This window comes from Flavobacterium flavipigmentatum (assembly GCF_020911905.1).
Lineage (GTDB): Bacteria > Bacteroidota > Bacteroidia > Flavobacteriales > Flavobacteriaceae > Flavobacterium > Flavobacterium flavipigmentatum.
Genome location: NZ_CP087133.1, coordinates 3213607 through 3229522 on the forward strand (window position 1 = coordinate 3213607; position 15916 = coordinate 3229522).

The following is a 15916-nucleotide window of genomic DNA, read 5'->3' on the forward strand; positions in this document are numbered from 1 at the left end:
GCAGGTACAAATAAATGTACTAATTTTGCAATCCTTTTGGCAAAGAAGAGTTTCCATTAGGAATCAACTATTTATGTAAAACAACTTCTGTTTTTTCTACTGCTTTATGAAACTCGAGGAAAACAGAATACAAATTTTTTATCAGCATGTCTGAACAATTAAAATCACAAGAAGAGTTTTTAGCAAATTTTAACTGGCACAATTTCGAAGAAGGTATTGATGCAGTGGATGAGAAAAACTTACAAGAGTTTGAAGACTTAGTATCAAAAACTTTTATAGCTACAGATCAAGAAGAAGTAGTTGAAGGAGTTGTTGTTAGAATTACAGATAGAGACGTTATCGTTGATATCAATGCTAAATCTGAAGGTGTTATTTCTTTAAACGAATTCCGTTACAACCCAGCTTTAAAAGTAGGTGACAAAGTAGAAGTATTAATTGACATCCGTGAGGACAAAACAGGTCAATTGGTATTATCTCACAGAAAAGCACGTACTATTAAATCTTGGGATAGAGTTATTTCTGCAAACGAAACAGGAGAAATCGTTAATGGTTTTGTAAAATGCAGAACTAAAGGTGGTATGATCGTTGATGTTTTTGGAATTGAAGCTTTCTTACCAGGATCTCAAATTGACGTTAAGCCAATTAGAGACTACGATGTATATGTAAACAAAATGATGGAATTCAAAGTGGTAAAAATTAACCACGAATTCAAAAACGTTGTTGTATCTCATAAAGCGCTTATTGAAGCGGATATCGAAGTACAGAAAAAAGAAATCATCGGTCAATTACAAAAAGGACAAGTATTAGAAGGTGTTGTTAAAAACATTACTTCTTATGGTGTGTTTATTGACTTAGGTGGTGTTGATGGATTGATTCACATTACAGACCTTTCTTGGAGCCGTATTAACCACCCAAGTGAAGTTCTTGAATTAGACCAAAAATTAAACGTTGTAATCCTTGATTTCGATGATGAGAAAACAAGAATTCAATTAGGATTGAAACAATTAAACGCTCACCCATGGGATGCTTTAGATGCTAATTTAACTATTGGTGATAAAGTAAAAGGTAAAGTAGTTGTAATCGCTGATTACGGTGCATTTATCGAAGTTGCTGAAGGTGTTGAAGGTTTGATCCACGTTTCTGAAATGTCATGGTCTACACATTTACGTTCTGCACAAGATTTCGTAAAAGTTGGAGATGTTGTTGAAGCTGTTATCTTAACTTTAGATAGAGATGACCGTAAAATGTCATTAGGTATCAAACAATTGACTCAAGATCCATGGACTGATATTACTTCTAAATACCCAGTAGGTTCTAAACATACAGGTATCGTTAGAAACTTTACAAACTTTGGTATTTTCGTAGAATTAGAAGAAGGAATTGATGGATTAATTTACATCTCTGACTTATCTTGGACTAAGAAAATCAAACACCCATCTGAATTTGTAAATGTTGGTGAGAAATTGGATGTAGTTGTATTAGAATTAGATGTTGACGGACGTAAATTATCTTTAGGTCACAAACAAACTACTGCTAATCCTTGGGATCAATACGAAGATTCTTTCGCTGTAGGAACTATCCACAATGGTGAAATTTCTGAAATCGTTGACAAAGGAGCTACTGTAGAATTCGGAGATGATATCGTTGCTTTCATTCCTACTCGTCACCTTGAAAAAGAAGACGGAAAGAAATTGAAAAAAGGTGATACTGCTGATTTCAAAGTAATCGAATTCAACAAAGAATTCAAAAGAGTAGTTGCTTCTCACACAGCTATCTTCCGTGAAGAAGAAGAGAAAAATGTGAAAGCTGCAACTGAAAATACTTCATCTAACTCTTCTACAAATGCACCAGCTGCAACTTTAGGAGATAACAATGATGTATTGGCTGCATTGAAAGCTAAAATGGAAAAAACTGAGAAAAAATAATTCTTAGATTTTTGTAAATAGAAAGTCCCACAGTGATGTGGGATTTTTTTTACGCTTTTTATTTTAGGTTTTTGTTTGTTTTAAGTTTTCTTTGTTTCAGGTTACAAGTTTGTAATCAAGAACCTTTTAAGTATTTTCTATAGAAGCGCACAGCAATCCGTCAAATTTTGATAGAATTTTGAATTGTATTATTAGAATTTTCAGAAGCTATTCCTGCTATCATTCCAATCTTTTGCCCCGCTAAAGGAGCGGTACAAAAGGATTTTCCCTTCTATCAGGGCTAGGGCAGTGGTTTTCAGTAAAAATTCATTTTTTCAGAATCTTACCATTTTGAGAAAGACGAAGAATCTCTGCGATATTTTATTTCAAAGCCAATAATTTTGATTCTTCAGGAGTAAAATCATTTATAATTGCGTAGGTCTCAATTTTTGCAATTGCCATTTCATCCAAAATGTCAACCAAATTTTTAAAGTTGCATTTTTTACTTGGTTTTATGATTATTATGACACCACTATTAGGTTTTCCCATTCCTGTCATGTATTCAACAATCTGTTTCTTTTTTAAGTAAACTTCTTTTCTAATACCTTCTTTTCCAAATTTAACTTGTTTTGGAAAGTCATTAGGATATGATAATAATCCCGAATAGGTTACTATTTTATCATTTTCATCAAGCAAAATTGTGTAAAGTCTATTTCCGTCAATACAACCTATTGGACCACAAGTCCAACCATTATCAGGTAAACTTAAATCAATACCCTTTGGTTTTGCCAATTCAATTGTCACCATAAAAAAGATGATCAATAAAAAAGAAACACTCACCATCGCAGTCAAATCAACTCGTGTATTTAACTTTTTACTTCTTACTTTTTTTGGTAGATTTTGCATATTGAGCTAATTTTTATTAAAGTTATCGAAAAAAAGAATACCAAAAAGGCACGGAATCGAAAATTTTTTAAAAATAATTTTAATCAGTAAAGCCTTGTTTTACAGTGTTTTTTTAAGATGTTTTAATAAAGGGATCTCTTTTTTAATTTTTTTATAAAACCAAAACGAATCTTACGCCGTAAATGAGCTTATAACTTAAAACATTAATTATGAAAACTAGAAATTTTTTAGCCGTAGCAGTATTAGCATTAGGATTTGGATTTACATCATTTGCTCAAAAAACAGTAATGGTTGGTGGAGCAGCCATGTATCCAAATAAAAATATTGTAGAAAACGCAGTTAACTCAAAAGATCACACTACATTGGTAGCCGCTGTAAAAGCTGCTGGATTAGTAGAAACATTACAAAGTAAAGGACCATTCACCGTTTTTGCCCCAACAAATGCCGCGTTTGATAAATTGCCTGCAGGAACAGTAGATACATTATTGAAACCTGAAAATCTTAAAACATTACAAACGGTGTTAACCTATCATGTTGTTGCAGGAAAAATGAATGCCTCTGATATTGCAAAAGCAATAAAAGCCGGTAACGGAAAAGCAACTTTTACAACAGTTAGTGGTGGTACTTTGACTGCCTGGATGCAAGGAAAAGATTTATACATCACAGATGAAGGTGGAAACAAATCTAAAGTAACAATTGCAGATGTTAACCAATCAAATGGTGTGATTCATGTAGTTGATACAGTATTATTGCCAAAAATGTAATACCCTTTTAAAATTTAAAACCTAAATTCCAAATTCCAATTTTTAAAAAGTTGGAGTTTGGAATTTTTAAGTATTCAGAATTTTGTAAATTTATTTCTTGGCCGTCAAAGTTGATCCGGCAGAAGCTATTACAACACAAATTACTGCCAAAATTTCGTAAAAAGTTAAATTTTCTTGTAAAAATATAAAGGCGCAAATGGCTGCTGCTGCCGGTTCTAAACTCATTAAAATACTAAAAGTACGTGGAGGAAGTTGGCCTAAAGCTTTCATTTCTAATGTAAATGGAATAGCACTTGATAAAAGCGCAAGTGCCACACCCATACCAAAGAATTTTGGAGTGAGATTCGCAAATCCGTTCTCGTAAAAACCAAAAGGAAGAATAAGAATTGCAGCAAAAAGCATTCCTGTAGAAACGGCCTGACCACCATTCATTATTTTGGAAATTTTCCCTCCCAAAACAATATAGGCAGCCCAAAGCGCTCCCGCAACAAGCGCAAATAAAACACCCAAAGAATCAATTCGGGTATTGGTCCACGGAGCAATCAAGGCGATTCCTGCTGCAGCCAGTACTACCCAACAATAATCAACTAAGCGTTTAGAACCAATTATAGCAACTAACAAAGGCCCGATAAATTCAAGTGTAACGGCGAGCCCAATTGGAATTCTTTCTATAGCGAGATAAAAAATCAAGTTCATGGCTCCCAAAGACAGTCCGTACGGAATGACTATTCGCCATTGTTTGGGTGTAATTTGAAATAAATTCGGTCGATACGCCAACAATAAAATTAGAGCCGAAATTCCGATTCGAATAGATGCCGTGCCCGCCGCTCCAATTGCAGGAAAAAGAGTTTTGGCAATTGCTGCGCCACTTTGAACACTAATAATAGCTAAAAGAACTGCTGGTACAGGAGGAATATTAAATTCTTTATTTTTCATGTTCAAATTTAGCTTCTAATTTTTAAAATAGTCAATTCATCTACTTTTCTGTCAGTGAATGTTTTATAGATAACATAATACCATTTTTGCTGGTTCAGATCAACAGTAAAAATATCATTTTGGTGGTGATTTTTTATGGCTGCTTCAAATTCTTTTACCATCATGCCTTCTGCAAACCAGCCTAAATCACCGTTTTTATTGCTATCCATGTTGTATTCATTGGCCAGATCAGTAAAAGAAATTCCGTTTTTGTATTTTTTCAAAATAGTATTTCGCAAATCATTTATCGATTGTATCGAAATTTTATTTCCATCCAAAAAAATATAACTTACCCTGAAGGCATTGGTTTTTTTCGAATTAATAACTTTATAAAGACCATTTTGATCCGAGAAAACATCACCTGGTTTCTTCTTGTCAAAAATTTTATACGCTAAATTCGTTTCAATTTCGGGATTAACTTTCCAGATTTCACTTTGAAGTTCTGAATGGCTTTCAATAAATTCATTGGCCTGATCAATCGTATTTATTGACTTTAATTGCTCTTTAATACCTTGTCCTAAAACAGATAAACAAATCAGTGAAAAAGTTATCGCGAAAAAAAATTTCATATTAAAAAAAATAAAAGCAACAAAATACCTGACAAAAAAGAATGCGTTATCAATCTTGCGTGATAATAAAATTGTTTATCCCAAAGCACGTTTTGTAACATAAGCACGATAACCAATGATCGCCATTTGCCATTTTTTTGCTTTCGAAATATCTAAACCTTTTTTGGTAAAACTAGGCAATAGAATTTTGTTGAGTCGGGCTAGAATTTTATACATAGTAGGTAGATTTTTGCATAGATTTTTGCGTAGATTTTTTCAAAGATATAAAAAAAGACCTTGTGTTGATACAAAGTCTTTCGGTTTTAGATTTAACATAGAATATCTTAATATTTTATTTAATTCCCAATCTTGATTTTAATTTTAAGAATAAAAGTGCAATTCTATAGGCATTTTCAGAAGTAGAAGGTCTGTCGCTTTTTGGGATTTTATAAATTTCACATAAATCATCCAGCGTAAATTCCTTATCGGTGATATCCTTGTGCTTTCTGTACATCATCTCTACATCTAGTGCTTCGTTTCTAAGTCTGCCGCAATCAAGTCGTTCCAGCGCCTCGTTGAGCATTTCTATATTAAAATTGATATGATGTCCGACCAATACAGCATTGCCAATGAAGTCAATTAATGACTCAATCGCTTCTGGTTCAGTAAGTTTTTTTATTTTGCTGTCAATAATAAAATCATTCGAGAGCTGATGGTCTTGCAGGAATTGATATTGAAGTAAAACGCTCTCAAAGCTATCTTTGATTATAATGGCATCCTCTACAATAGCAAAAGCGCCCACTGACAAAATCACATCCTTATCCGGGTTTAACCCAGAAGTTTCAGTAGAAAGTACAACAAATCTATTCGGTTTTGAATCGAATTTTGTTAAGTAGTTTTTCCAGAATTCCGGATGTTCTTTATTTATATTTTTAAGCCAGTCTAACATGTTTATGAAAATTGTGTAAGTTGAAATTTGCTCTTAATAAGCTCCTCAAGATCTTTCATAGGCTGCAAAGCATTTTTTAATTTCTCTCTGTCAATTTTAGAAAACTCCTTGATATTAACATATTCACCAGAATCATCATTTTTTAATCCTTCGATCGTTCTAAATTTAGATAAGGTCAAAAAAGCTTCGGCACAGCTCAAATAAATTTCAGCATTTTTAGAATCGGTTATTGCCAATTGCTTGAATCTTAAATAAGTATTTTTAATTCCTTTGATGTTTGAACTCAAAATTAAGAGACGTGCAGAATCAATCAACGGCATCAAGGCTCTTGTTTTTATATCAAATTTTCCTTTATGCGGTCCTTCTTCCTCCAAAACTAACTTTTTGAAGAAACTCAAAGGCGAATTTTTTCGTAATGCATCATTTCCTAAGAAATCAAAGAAAAGAGTGTTATTGGTCGCATTTTTGAAAATAACATTTTCCAGTGCTTCCTCAATTTTAGGTTCACCAAAAACAATTTCATAATCAAAGAAAATACTGCTCAAATCATTACTGTTTTCACCTGGAGTATTCATCCAACTATTGTATTGTTTTGTCCAGTCTGTCAATGATTTACACCACAACATATTGCTTCCCATGTGTCCGTTAGGGCAATAACTGTAACCTACTTTTTCTAGGATAGAAGAAGTTCTTTTGGCCAATCTTAAAAAATAATCTTTTACATCACGGTATTTTTCTGGAGCCACATCTTCAAAAATCAAAATACTATCCTGATCGGTAAGCAATAATTGTTCTTTACGTCCTTGACTACCAGTGCTTAACCATGCAAAACGAGCAGGAGGGGAGCCCAAATCTAAAATAGACAGCTCTACAGCACGCCTGATGATGGCCAAATTAATCTCTCCGGCAATGTTTGTGATATGAGATAGCGGTACATTTTTTTGAATTGAATTTTGAATCAAATCAGACAAACGATCGCGTATTTGTTTTAAATCTTTTGCCAGTTGTGCACGTTTGATTTCTTTGATCAAAACCCCGGGATTACTGGCTTGCGCAACAATTAAATCGTGTTCAGAAATAATTCCTTTTACAACAGATTTACTCGTGCCATCTTTGGTAACGCACAAGTGCGAAACATTGTGTTTTAACATCAATAATTGTGCTTCGGCCAAAGAAACATTTTCAATAACGGTAACCACTGGAGACGACATGATTTTATCGATAGTTTCGGTAATAGGATAGCGGCCTGTTGCAATTTTTGACGATAAATCGGCTTCTGTAACAATACCAATTGGATGCTTTTTTTCGGTAACGACAACATTGTCGACCATCGCATTTGTCATCAATTGCGCCACATCTTTTACAATACTATTTTGATCAGCTGTAAGAGGCGAATTGTTGTATGAAAGTGACTGAATGTATTGCATTTCAGTCTGTTGGTCTACATAGAAACCCGTGTCTGAAATTTGTTTGCTGCCCGATACAGTGTCTTTTGTATGACGCGAGTTTACAGCGAAACTTTCTAACAGAAAATTCAGTACATTAGAATTATTGGCGACAAAAGGTCTAAAAACAGCTATCGGAATGGCGTAAATGATACTTTCTTCCCGTGCTTTTGCCGTCATCATATAATTGTTCTTGGCAAAAAACGGGCGAAGTCCAAAAACGTCACCTTCATGGCATTTATTTAGAATGGTTTCCTCTGCATCAGCAATGGTGCTCAGATTGATCGTTCCGCTGGCAACAACGTAAAAACTATCGTGCAATACGTCATTAATCTGGAACAAAATAGCATTTTTTTCTAAATTCAGTACATGAATATTAGAAGCAATTTCAGATAATTCTTGAAAAGTTAGATTGTCAAATGGCGGGTATTCTTTTAAAAAATCTGCAATATGCTCAGCAATAGTATTCATACGTTTGATATTTTTTTTAAAGTATCGAATGTAAAAATAATAAAATAAAACCTTACAATGAAAGCATCTTAAACAGAATATATTTATTTTAATAAAATGCTAATTTTAAGTTATTTATAATTTGTAAATAGTTTTTTTTAAAGGCTTTAATGGAGTAATTGATCAATTTGTTTTTTTGAATTTTAAGAATTGAATGATAATTAGGTAAAATGAAAGTATGATAGGTAATTTCCAGAATTTCCTATTTTACATAATATAAATTATAGTTCATTTGTGGTATAACTAATTAACAATTACCACATGGCCTTAAAACGATCTTCTTTAGAGAATTACACTCTATTACTTGTAGAATTAAACAAGATGCGTCACACAAATTTCAATGCAAAAACATTTTTGAAAAAAATGCGTCCATTTTGCAAAACCTCTCATTTAAAGTTTAAAACATTATTTCTAAGAATCCGTGGTTCAAATATAGGAATTACAATTCGAGTTTGTACGGATTGCTTTATAGTAACTCAATCTTTTTGTGTTCACGAATTTATTTTTTACTGCAATTCTCAGAAAACACTCATTTCAAAACTTCTTAAACATAATCTTTTAACACCTTAATATATGTCTACAATTATACTTTTAATCCAAAAACGAGAAAATTTACTCATGGAATTAGCTGGTTTAAATCATGATTTAAACGAGTATTCAAAGAATCCTGTAGAAACTGTCGATTTAATTGGTCTTAAATATCAGCATGATTTTACGATCAGAGAAATTACAAAAATTGGTCAGCAGATAAATGTTTTTTTTAATTCTCAGATTTCCAATTACAAAAGCAAATTTTTTGAAATTGAAAAGAAAATAACTGAAGCTGTTTCGAAAAAGGAATTTACAATTAATGATTTGCCTAAAAATCATTATTCGCTTTGGCAAAATTTAGAAAATTAATTTTTTGCTACTCCCCTTTCGATTTTTTTAATAGTTGCCGTAGGGTATAACGGCAACTAACTCACTCAAACCTACTAAAAAACTATGATTTCATATAAAGAAAGGCATCAAGCCCAGACTAAATTTAAAAAAAACAATTTAAAACCTACTCTTGTAAATATTGACTACTTAATTATTAATCTTGAGGGTCAACCGTTTGGAGAATTTCCTGAACAGTCGAAATTTCGTTTGAAACCTTACGAATACGGAACTAAAATATTTGAGTTAAGGGCTGACTTATATTATGAAGATTTAAAAATTGGTATTTATACCGCAAAACCTCGTTCAGTAATTATGAGCGAACAATTTGCACAACTGCAATTTGAAAACAACCTATTTTATACATTGTCTAACGATGCCTTAAGAGGTATCATAAACGCTTTTTGCGATGAAACGAACTATTTATTTAAGTCAGTTAATAGACTGGATGTATGCCTTGATAAGTCTGATATCAACAATTCTTACCGTAATTTATATAGTAATGTTGTTGCAGGTAACTACCTTATTTCAGGGCGTCCGAAAAATTTACAAAGCTATTTTGAAACATACAAAGGAAAATCAATTCTTAACGGCTTTCAAATCGGCAAAAGAACATCTGACAAAATAATACGATGCTATAACAAAACGCTGTCATTGCAATTAACTGAAAAGCCATATATAAATGAATATTATGCGAATAATGGTTTAAAAAATGACAATGTTTGGCGTTTTGAATATCAGTTAAATTCCTCGTTTTTCAGAGGTCTAAATGAACATTCTAAAGCTGATGTAAATATCAGTCAAACAATGACTTGGGGTGTTTTTGATAAAGCAAATCTTTATGAGTTATTGAAAATTGCAAATAAAGGTTTTTTTGAACTTCGTGAGAATACGGGTAAAAGCCAAATCAATAAAGAAAAGCTTATTACTCTATTTGATTTTGATTTTTTACAATCCCAAATTACAAAATTCAATCCTATAATTAAACGCTTAAAGAAAGTTGTTCTTTCTTCAACCACCATTAAAAAGCGTCTTGCAAAATCTCTTTTTAGAGAATATTACGCTAACAATCAAGATATATCCTATATCGTTGCTCTAAATCTTTTACTTCAAGATATGGACATGACTACTGAAAATCAACTTTTAATATGGTTTCAAAACAAATTACATTTTTATCTGCATGAATTTAGAACAAAGGAAAAATTAGTAAATGATTTTGATTCTGAATTATTCCACGAACATCAACTTTTATTTTTATAAGCCATGAAAACACAAAATACAAGCCAAAAAGTTACTAAAACTCAATTAATGCACATTCTTGAAGTTAGCTATCCTACGGCAAGAAAAGAGTATCAAATCATTTTGGATAGCCTTGCACTAAAAAGGAAATACTTAATGATTTCGGATTTAATTGAGTACAAAATTCTTTCTTAAAATGGTAAAAATTAGAAAAAAATAGAAAGAAATAGGAAGAATTAGAAAACGTCAAATAATAGTTGCAATAACCTTTGTGAAAGAAATTAAACAAATAAAATTTATAACAAATGAAAATTGCAACTATTACAGGCGTTACAAAATCGCCAGAATTACAAGTGACAAAAGCAATCGGTGCTTTGATTCTTTCAAGTGATTTGCCTTTATCAGGCTTAACAACTGAGAAAATTAGTATTTACATTGAACGTGGAAATGGTTCGAATGTCATTTTAGCAAATAAAGTTTTGCTTAAAGATTTCATTTTAGCAAGTACCTACGGAACTGAAAATACACAGTCGGATGAAGATAATGCTTTGATCGCATTATGTGAATTGGCAGACGAAGGTTCAATTTATCTTGCAGATAAAGAGAGTATTAAAATTACTCTTGAAGATTTAATTGCAGGTAAACGCTACGATTTGCACGGTATAGAAGAGCCACAGCAAACAAACAATTTATTCTTCTTTGAACAAAAATCTGTTGCTTCTGAGGAGTTTAACAAAAAAATTGATGTTCAGGGATTTGATTTGGCTGTAATGACTGTCGACGATTCTGTAAGCGATTTATCGTATCAATATGCAAATGGTCAGGTAGTTAAATATCTTCCTTTCGAATTGCAAACTTTAAGCCGTGACATTGACCCAATCCAAGCAGTTCTTGCTGACGGAAAAGTTGTTCAAGGTTTAACGGATAGATTAACCTTGCCTTTGGTGGCTGTTGTTGGTATTGAGATCAATAAGTCACAAGGCTCAATTATTAACTTCGTCGTAAGATGTTTAAAAACTGTGTAAAATATGGGATTCTTTAAAAAAATTGGTCAATCCATTAAGAAAAATGTCTCGTTCAAAAACTTGGTAAAAGTTGCGACTACTGCCGTTGGTTTTGTTCCAGGCGTTGGTGGAATTGCTCAAACAGTAATTGGAAAAGTTACTGATGCTGTAGAAGCCAAAAAGCTTGCTAAAGAAGCAGAAGCACAAGGAAAACAAGCCGAAGCGGATTATTGGAATGCACAAACAGAAGCTTTAAAGCAAACTACTGCAAATACGGCTGGTGCTGTCGCTGGTGCAGGTGCTAATATTTTCGGTAAAGCTGTTGCAACTGGAATTAACGATGGTTTAAGTGCAGGTTTTGTTCAGGGAAGTGGTCAGGTTGGTGCTACTGTGGTTAGTTCAACTATTAAAGTGTGGTTTGAAAGAAATTGGAAAATCGTTGTTGGTGCTTTCGTCGGTCTTATAGCATTGATTTGGTTTGTAAGACGTGACCGCAATAACACAGGCAAAAGAGTTGTTAAAAAACGATAAGCCTAAAAATTACTATCGAATCTATCTAATAGTATTTCTGATAGATTCGGCAGTAATAATTTTAAAAAAAATGGCTGAAATCGTACTATTAATTAAACACATTATAAAGTAATGGCAAATAATAAAAAGAATTATAATTCTAATAATCAGAATTATAACAATAATAATCAACAAAAAGTAAAGCATTCAGGTGCAAAGTACACTACGTATACCCCTGTTTCAGGTCCAAATCAGGGCGTTGAACAACATCTTACAACTGGTTGGAGATTATCAAAAGGGGAATTGATAGCAATTAAATGTGTAACTACTACAAAATCAAATCTTTCAGATAAAGGTTGGTTTGGCTCTGTAGCATGCACTTTTACAAACACTAAAACGGGTGTTCAATCATTCCACTGGGGTACAATGCAGAAAAATGGCGGTAAGGTTGTAATTGACAGCATGGCATTTGTAATTAACCCACGTGCGAAAAACGGAGGTTATGCAGGTACATTTTTACGCTCGAACTAATGTTTAAGTTCATATTAAAATTCCTCCCTCTGATCTTACATGAGGGAGTTGATTTACTCAAAGAGTATTTAGAGAAAAGAAAAGAATTAAAAACAAAATAAGTCATGAAAAATTTGAAAGGAATTGTTTCGATAATTGGTATTATCGTGAAATATGGGGCAGTTGTAACTGCTATTTTGAAAGGTATTCAGGTTGTGTCTGATGAATTAAGTAAACTTGATTTTGGAAAAGATGAACCTCAAACGCCTGTTAAACCATTAACTACAGAAGAAAATGAGTAGTTTTTTAGGTCGAAAGGAATTAACTCGAGGGATTCGAAATAATAATCCGGGCAACTTGGTTTTAACAAACATTGCTTGGCAGGGGAAAATTCCAAATAGCCAAAATACTGATAAGCATTTTGAACAGTTTACAGAAGTAAAATTTGGTATTCGTGCAATGTTACGTGATTTGACTAATGACATTGACAAGGGAAAAAATACAGTTAGAAAATTAATAACTGAATATGCTCCACCATCTGAAAATGATACTCAAAAATACATTGAAGTTATTTCAAAAGCTGTAGGCTTAGACCCTGATCAAACAATCAAAATTGTAGATGCAAGATTTTATTTAGTGATTGCAAGGGCAATTATTAAGCATGAATGCTCACCTGATCATAATTTAATTTACGATTCTGACATTCAGGATGCTATTGACATTATGGGAGACTATAATCTTTCAGGTGTAACCGTAACGGCTAAAAAGAGATTCAAATTTAATTATTTGATTATTCCCGTACTGCTTTTTTTTTATACTGTTTACAGCGTTACAGTCTAAACAAACGTCCAAAACGATAAAAATTATTAATTCAAAAATTTAAACAAGATGTTAGATAAAATCAAACTTTTTTACGCAAGCAATAAAACTATTTCAAATGTTGTATTAGTTGCTTTAGCAGGGTTCTTAGCTTATAAATTATTTAAGAAAAAATAATTATGGCTCAAAGAGAGATAGTAAACAGAACGAAGAGCCAAGCCAACACAGTTTGGCTCTTTGATTTTCTTCAAAAGTACTGGCTTTTGGTTGTTGGTATCATTGTGTGTTATCCATTATTAAAAAAATGGTATGCTAAATTTACGCAAGATGCTGAGGAAAAAGCTTTGGAAGATGCAGAAAAAGATTTGAAAATTGCGGTTTCAAATCCAATGACTAAAGAAATTGAATTGAACAAAATTACACCTCGTAAAGAAGTTCACAACATAGCGGAGTCTTTAGCTGTATGGTTAGGAACAAATAAGCAAACAAAAGATGCACCTTGGTATACTTGGATAACTGAGCCGTTTTCAAATTTCGAAAATGAAGATCAAACAGTTAACGAGTTACTTAAAGTTAAACAAGCTACGACCGTACCATTAGTAATTGGCTGTTATTATGTTATCACAAGACGTGATTTAAAGGCTGATTTGAAAAAATATTTATCAACCTCGGACTTGAAAAAAGCTCCTTTATTCAATTAAAACGACATGAATTATATACAATATATTGATGATACATACGCAGTAAAAGTAAAGGAAATTCCGTACTATGATGAACAGGGTTACGCTGTAAAAGATATTCAAACACCATTTTTCATATTGTCGCTTTTTATCGACAATAAACGTGTGAATGGAGTTTATTTTAATAACTATGATAGTTTGGCTATGCTATCAGTTATTAATGATTTAGGTAATGTCGATTTAAATGTTATTCCTGAAAATCATTTTGCTACTGCTTTTACAGAAATATTTCTTGGAGTTCCTTACTCTACTGGTTCAAGTATTCAGATTTCAAATTTTAGTGATTTTCAAAAGAAGCCATTAAGATATTTAAAAGAGTATAAATTACCTCAATTTCGTTTAGATGGTAGATTTTCTCAGGGGTCAGGTTATGCTTATGATACTAGAGTATATTCTGTACTAAAACTTAGTACAATTCAATCTGATAATAAATTCTATACAGCATTTTATGATACTTATAGAAATGGTACTCATATTGATAATTTAGAGTTTCAGGGAGAAAACCCAAATTACATTAGAAACGGTTATGACTTGGTTACGTCTTTTCCCGTTCAGAATAACGGTAGTATTGTTCAGTTTGGAGATTTTTACGTAAAAATGACTACAGTTAATCCTTATCCGTATGGTCTTAGCGTTTTTATATTCACGGATATAAGAACTAATGAATTTTGGTCTTATGTGAATTATATTGAAGCCGGCACAAGTATTATTAAAAAGGGGGAATTTGATATTTCGACTTTTGTTTGTGTGAACGGAGGTTTTAAGATTAAAAATCTTCTTTATGGGATAGAGTTACAAATCAGTAATATTTATGGCTAATACTACTCCAACTCCGTACAGTTGTACAATCTTTAATAAAGATAAAAGTATAAGACCTATAAAAATTGAGTTTTGTAAATCAATATTTTACTTGCATAATTGGTGCAAAAATGTTGGATTTGATTATCACTACATTAATATTTACAATCGAAAAACAGGTAATTATATTTCTCGACAGTATTGCAATGACTATATAATAGATAAGCCTTTGTATTAATTTACAAAGGCTTATTGATTTTTAAAAGTTTTATACTTTTATTTGTTCGAAATAATTTCTTTTCAACTCAGGGCTTATTATTTGCCATTCTTTCCACGCTCCAATTAATCTTTTTAATGCTTCAAAAGGAGTTTTAAAATATAGTATTCGTTGGACTGTTATTATATTGTAAGGAAGCTTTGATTCATTATCGCTATTATACTGGCTGAAATTATTTTTGAAAAACTCGTTAAAAGCAGTCGCTTCCGATTTATCTTTAAAATTATTAATGTTTTCATCAAGTTTAATATAATAAACCGTTTCATTGTTTACTTCTTCATATCCTCCCACACAATCAAAATTTAAAATACTTGAGGCTAATTCTACAAGCTGGCTATACTTAATTTCAAAACTTTTCTGATAAAACTCTTGGTTCTCCATTTCTACGATTTTTACGTTACTTAAAGTTAAAATACTTATATAAAGGTATAATTATTTATTCTTTTATAACAAAACAGCTTTATATTTAACCTTTTGGCATTATATTTGAATTATTTAATAATTATTAACTCACAAATTTAACACATGAAAAAAACTACTTTATTATTCATTCTATTAATTTGTTTTTCAGTACAGTCACAGGAGAAAAAAACATTCATATCTAAAACAGAATCTTTAAACTCAGGTCAATCTGCTTTTATTACGTTAGTGAATCGCTATTATCCTGAATTTATTTTACCCACAAAAATGTTAAACATTTATGATTCAGATAAACAAATTGCCGAAAGCTATATTGAATATCCAAAACCGCCTAATGATTGTGACGAATATCTTATTACAGTTCAGCCTGACAACAAACGTTTAGATTATGAGTTTAATTACGCTGTTGGAAATGGTAATTTAAAAACTAAAGGCTCAATTTATATTTTAGGTTCAGATGTGTACAAAGTAGATACTGCTATAAAAGGAAAAAGTAAATACTTTTTTCAATTGTATAAAAATGGTAAAGAAGTTTATAGTGATAATCCCTATGAAGGATTAAATTAAAAAGTAATAAATAAGCCCCAATAAAACGGGGTTTTTTTATGTCCATATTTTTTTTATATCTTTAGATTTCTACAAAATAGGGGTTAAAAATGCTGTTAATAAAGTTGTTAACA

Annotated in this window: 19 protein-coding genes; 12 read left to right on the plus strand and 7 right to left on the minus strand. The window is 31.9% G+C overall.

Translation table 11 applies throughout. From position 1 onward, the window contains the following. The first annotated feature begins 146 nt into the window (after positions 1-146). The gene (rpsA, locus tag LNP22_RS13800; RefSeq protein WP_229973973.1) at positions 147-1925 is read left to right on the plus strand and encodes a 30S ribosomal protein S1; all 1779 of its coding nucleotides are present in this window, start codon (positions 147-149) and stop codon (positions 1923-1925) included. Between the two features lie 360 nt (positions 1926-2285). Here rpsA and LNP22_RS13805 read toward each other — a convergent pair whose 3' ends face one another. After that, a complete protein-coding gene (locus LNP22_RS13805) occupies positions 2286-2810 on the minus strand; it encodes an ExbD/TolR family protein (protein ID WP_229973974.1) in 525 nt (174 codons plus the stop codon). A 209-nt stretch (positions 2811-3019) separates the two neighbouring features. Between LNP22_RS13805 and LNP22_RS13810 the strand changes: the two genes are divergently transcribed. After that, entirely contained in the window at positions 3020-3574 is a 555-nt protein-coding gene (locus LNP22_RS13810; RefSeq protein ID WP_210665197.1) for a fasciclin domain-containing protein, read from the plus strand. 90 nt (positions 3575-3664) lie between these two features. Here the strand turns inward: LNP22_RS13810 and LNP22_RS13815 are convergent, their stop codons facing one another. The 5 genes from LNP22_RS13815 to LNP22_RS13835 form a co-directional block, all read right to left on the minus strand. Continuing rightward, positions 3665-4510, minus strand: coding sequence for an EamA family transporter (locus LNP22_RS13815; protein WP_210665196.1), 846 nt, complete (start codon positions 4508-4510; stop codon positions 3665-3667). An 8-nt stretch (positions 4511-4518) separates the two neighbouring features. Further along, complete coding sequence (locus LNP22_RS13820) at positions 4519-5118, minus strand: peptidylprolyl isomerase (RefSeq protein WP_229973975.1); 600 nt, start codon at positions 5116-5118, stop codon at positions 4519-4521. A gap of 75 nt (positions 5119-5193) precedes the next feature. Then, a complete protein-coding gene (locus LNP22_RS13825; protein ID WP_210665194.1) occupies positions 5194-5334 on the minus strand; it encodes an SsrA-binding protein in 141 nt (46 codons plus the stop codon). Between the two features lie 115 nt (positions 5335-5449). Continuing rightward, a complete protein-coding gene (locus LNP22_RS13830) occupies positions 5450-6046 on the minus strand; it encodes a 3'-5' exonuclease (RefSeq protein WP_229973976.1) in 597 nt (198 codons plus the stop codon). A 2-nt stretch (positions 6047-6048) separates the two neighbouring features. After that, positions 6049-7962, minus strand: coding sequence for a DUF294 nucleotidyltransferase-like domain-containing protein (locus tag LNP22_RS13835; RefSeq protein ID WP_229973977.1), 1914 nt, complete (start codon positions 7960-7962; stop codon positions 6049-6051). 612 nt (positions 7963-8574) lie between these two features. On the opposite strand from LNP22_RS13835, the gene LNP22_RS13840 reads away from it, so the two are divergent. From LNP22_RS13840 to LNP22_RS13880, 9 genes are all read left to right on the plus strand, one after another. After that, positions 8575-8901 carry a hypothetical protein gene (locus LNP22_RS13840; RefSeq protein WP_229973978.1) on the plus strand — a complete coding sequence of 109 codons (327 nt, stop codon included), beginning with the start codon at positions 8575-8577 and terminating at the stop codon, positions 8899-8901. A gap of 84 nt (positions 8902-8985) precedes the next feature. After that, a complete protein-coding gene (locus LNP22_RS13845) occupies positions 8986-10179 on the plus strand; it encodes a hypothetical protein (RefSeq protein ID WP_229973979.1) in 1194 nt (397 codons plus the stop codon). Positions 10180-10463: 284 nt separating this feature from the next. After that, positions 10464-11183, plus strand: coding sequence for a hypothetical protein (locus tag LNP22_RS13850; protein ID WP_091290613.1), 720 nt, complete (start codon positions 10464-10466; stop codon positions 11181-11183). Positions 11184-11186: 3 nt separating this feature from the next. After that, a complete protein-coding gene (locus tag LNP22_RS13855; protein ID WP_229973980.1) occupies positions 11187-11693 on the plus strand; it encodes a hypothetical protein in 507 nt (168 codons plus the stop codon). A 111-nt stretch (positions 11694-11804) separates the two neighbouring features. Then, positions 11805-12203, plus strand: coding sequence for a hypothetical protein (locus tag LNP22_RS13860; RefSeq protein ID WP_229973981.1), 399 nt, complete (start codon positions 11805-11807; stop codon positions 12201-12203). Between the two features lie 104 nt (positions 12204-12307). Next, positions 12308-12484 carry a hypothetical protein gene (locus LNP22_RS13865; RefSeq protein ID WP_177178038.1) on the plus strand — a complete coding sequence of 59 codons (177 nt, stop codon included), beginning with the start codon at positions 12308-12310 and terminating at the stop codon, positions 12482-12484. Continuing rightward, complete coding sequence (locus LNP22_RS13870; protein ID WP_229973982.1) at positions 12477-13022, plus strand: hypothetical protein; 546 nt, start codon at positions 12477-12479, stop codon at positions 13020-13022. Before LNP22_RS13865 ends, LNP22_RS13870 begins: the two co-directional genes overlap by 8 nt. A gap of 158 nt (positions 13023-13180) precedes the next feature. Beyond that, complete coding sequence (locus LNP22_RS13875) at positions 13181-13702, plus strand: hypothetical protein (protein ID WP_091290622.1); 522 nt, start codon at positions 13181-13183, stop codon at positions 13700-13702. Positions 13703-13708: 6 nt separating this feature from the next. Then, a complete protein-coding gene (locus tag LNP22_RS13880; RefSeq protein ID WP_229973983.1) occupies positions 13709-14560 on the plus strand; it encodes a hypothetical protein in 852 nt (283 codons plus the stop codon). Positions 14561-14807: 247 nt separating this feature from the next. On the opposite strand, the gene LNP22_RS13885 is transcribed toward LNP22_RS13880, so the two are convergent. Continuing rightward, positions 14808-15197 carry a hypothetical protein gene (locus tag LNP22_RS13885; protein WP_229973984.1) on the minus strand — a complete coding sequence of 130 codons (390 nt, stop codon included), beginning with the start codon at positions 15195-15197 and terminating at the stop codon, positions 14808-14810. Between the two features lie 144 nt (positions 15198-15341). Between LNP22_RS13885 and LNP22_RS13890 the strand changes: the two genes are divergently transcribed. Then, positions 15342-15803 carry a hypothetical protein gene (locus LNP22_RS13890; RefSeq protein WP_229973985.1) on the plus strand — a complete coding sequence of 154 codons (462 nt, stop codon included), beginning with the start codon at positions 15342-15344 and terminating at the stop codon, positions 15801-15803. The last annotated feature ends 113 nt before the right edge of the window (positions 15804-15916 follow it).

Excerpts from the sequence above, each read along its gene's own strand:
- LNP22_RS13820 (WP_229973975.1), bottom strand. The coding sequence starts at position 5,118 with ATGAAATTTTTTTTCGCGATAACTTTTTCACTGATTTGTTTATCTGTT.
- LNP22_RS13890 (WP_229973985.1), top strand. The coding sequence starts at position 15,342 with ATGAAAAAAACTACTTTATTATTCATTCTATTAATTTGTTTTTCAGTA.
- LNP22_RS13815 (WP_210665196.1), bottom strand. The coding sequence starts at position 4,510 with ATGAAAAATAAAGAATTTAATATTCCTCCTGTACCAGCAGTTCTTTTA.
- LNP22_RS13810 (WP_210665197.1), top strand. The coding sequence starts at position 3,020 with ATGAAAACTAGAAATTTTTTAGCCGTAGCAGTATTAGCATTAGGATTT.
- LNP22_RS13880 (WP_229973983.1), top strand. The coding sequence starts at position 13,709 with ATGAATTATATACAATATATTGATGATACATACGCAGTAAAAGTAAAG.
- LNP22_RS13850 (WP_091290613.1), top strand. The coding sequence starts at position 10,464 with ATGAAAATTGCAACTATTACAGGCGTTACAAAATCGCCAGAATTACAA.
- LNP22_RS13830 (WP_229973976.1), bottom strand. The coding sequence starts at position 6,046 with ATGTTAGACTGGCTTAAAAATATAAATAAAGAACATCCGGAATTCTGG.
- rpsA (WP_229973973.1), top strand. The coding sequence starts at position 147 with ATGTCTGAACAATTAAAATCACAAGAAGAGTTTTTAGCAAATTTTAAC.
- LNP22_RS13835 (WP_229973977.1), bottom strand. The coding sequence starts at position 7,962 with ATGAATACTATTGCTGAGCATATTGCAGATTTTTTAAAAGAATACCCG.
- LNP22_RS13840 (WP_229973978.1), top strand. The coding sequence starts at position 8,575 with ATGTCTACAATTATACTTTTAATCCAAAAACGAGAAAATTTACTCATG.
- LNP22_RS13805 (WP_229973974.1), bottom strand. The coding sequence starts at position 2,810 with ATGCAAAATCTACCAAAAAAAGTAAGAAGTAAAAAGTTAAATACACGA.
- LNP22_RS13885 (WP_229973984.1), bottom strand. The coding sequence starts at position 15,197 with ATGGAGAACCAAGAGTTTTATCAGAAAAGTTTTGAAATTAAGTATAGC.
- LNP22_RS13855 (WP_229973980.1), top strand. The coding sequence starts at position 11,187 with ATGGGATTCTTTAAAAAAATTGGTCAATCCATTAAGAAAAATGTCTCG.
- LNP22_RS13875 (WP_091290622.1), top strand. The coding sequence starts at position 13,181 with ATGGCTCAAAGAGAGATAGTAAACAGAACGAAGAGCCAAGCCAACACA.
- LNP22_RS13825 (WP_210665194.1), bottom strand. The coding sequence starts at position 5,334 with ATGTATAAAATTCTAGCCCGACTCAACAAAATTCTATTGCCTAGTTTT.
- LNP22_RS13860 (WP_229973981.1), top strand. The coding sequence starts at position 11,805 with ATGGCAAATAATAAAAAGAATTATAATTCTAATAATCAGAATTATAAC.
- LNP22_RS13845 (WP_229973979.1), top strand. The coding sequence starts at position 8,986 with ATGATTTCATATAAAGAAAGGCATCAAGCCCAGACTAAATTTAAAAAA.
- LNP22_RS13865 (WP_177178038.1), top strand. The coding sequence starts at position 12,308 with ATGAAAAATTTGAAAGGAATTGTTTCGATAATTGGTATTATCGTGAAA.
- LNP22_RS13870 (WP_229973982.1), top strand. The coding sequence starts at position 12,477 with ATGAGTAGTTTTTTAGGTCGAAAGGAATTAACTCGAGGGATTCGAAAT.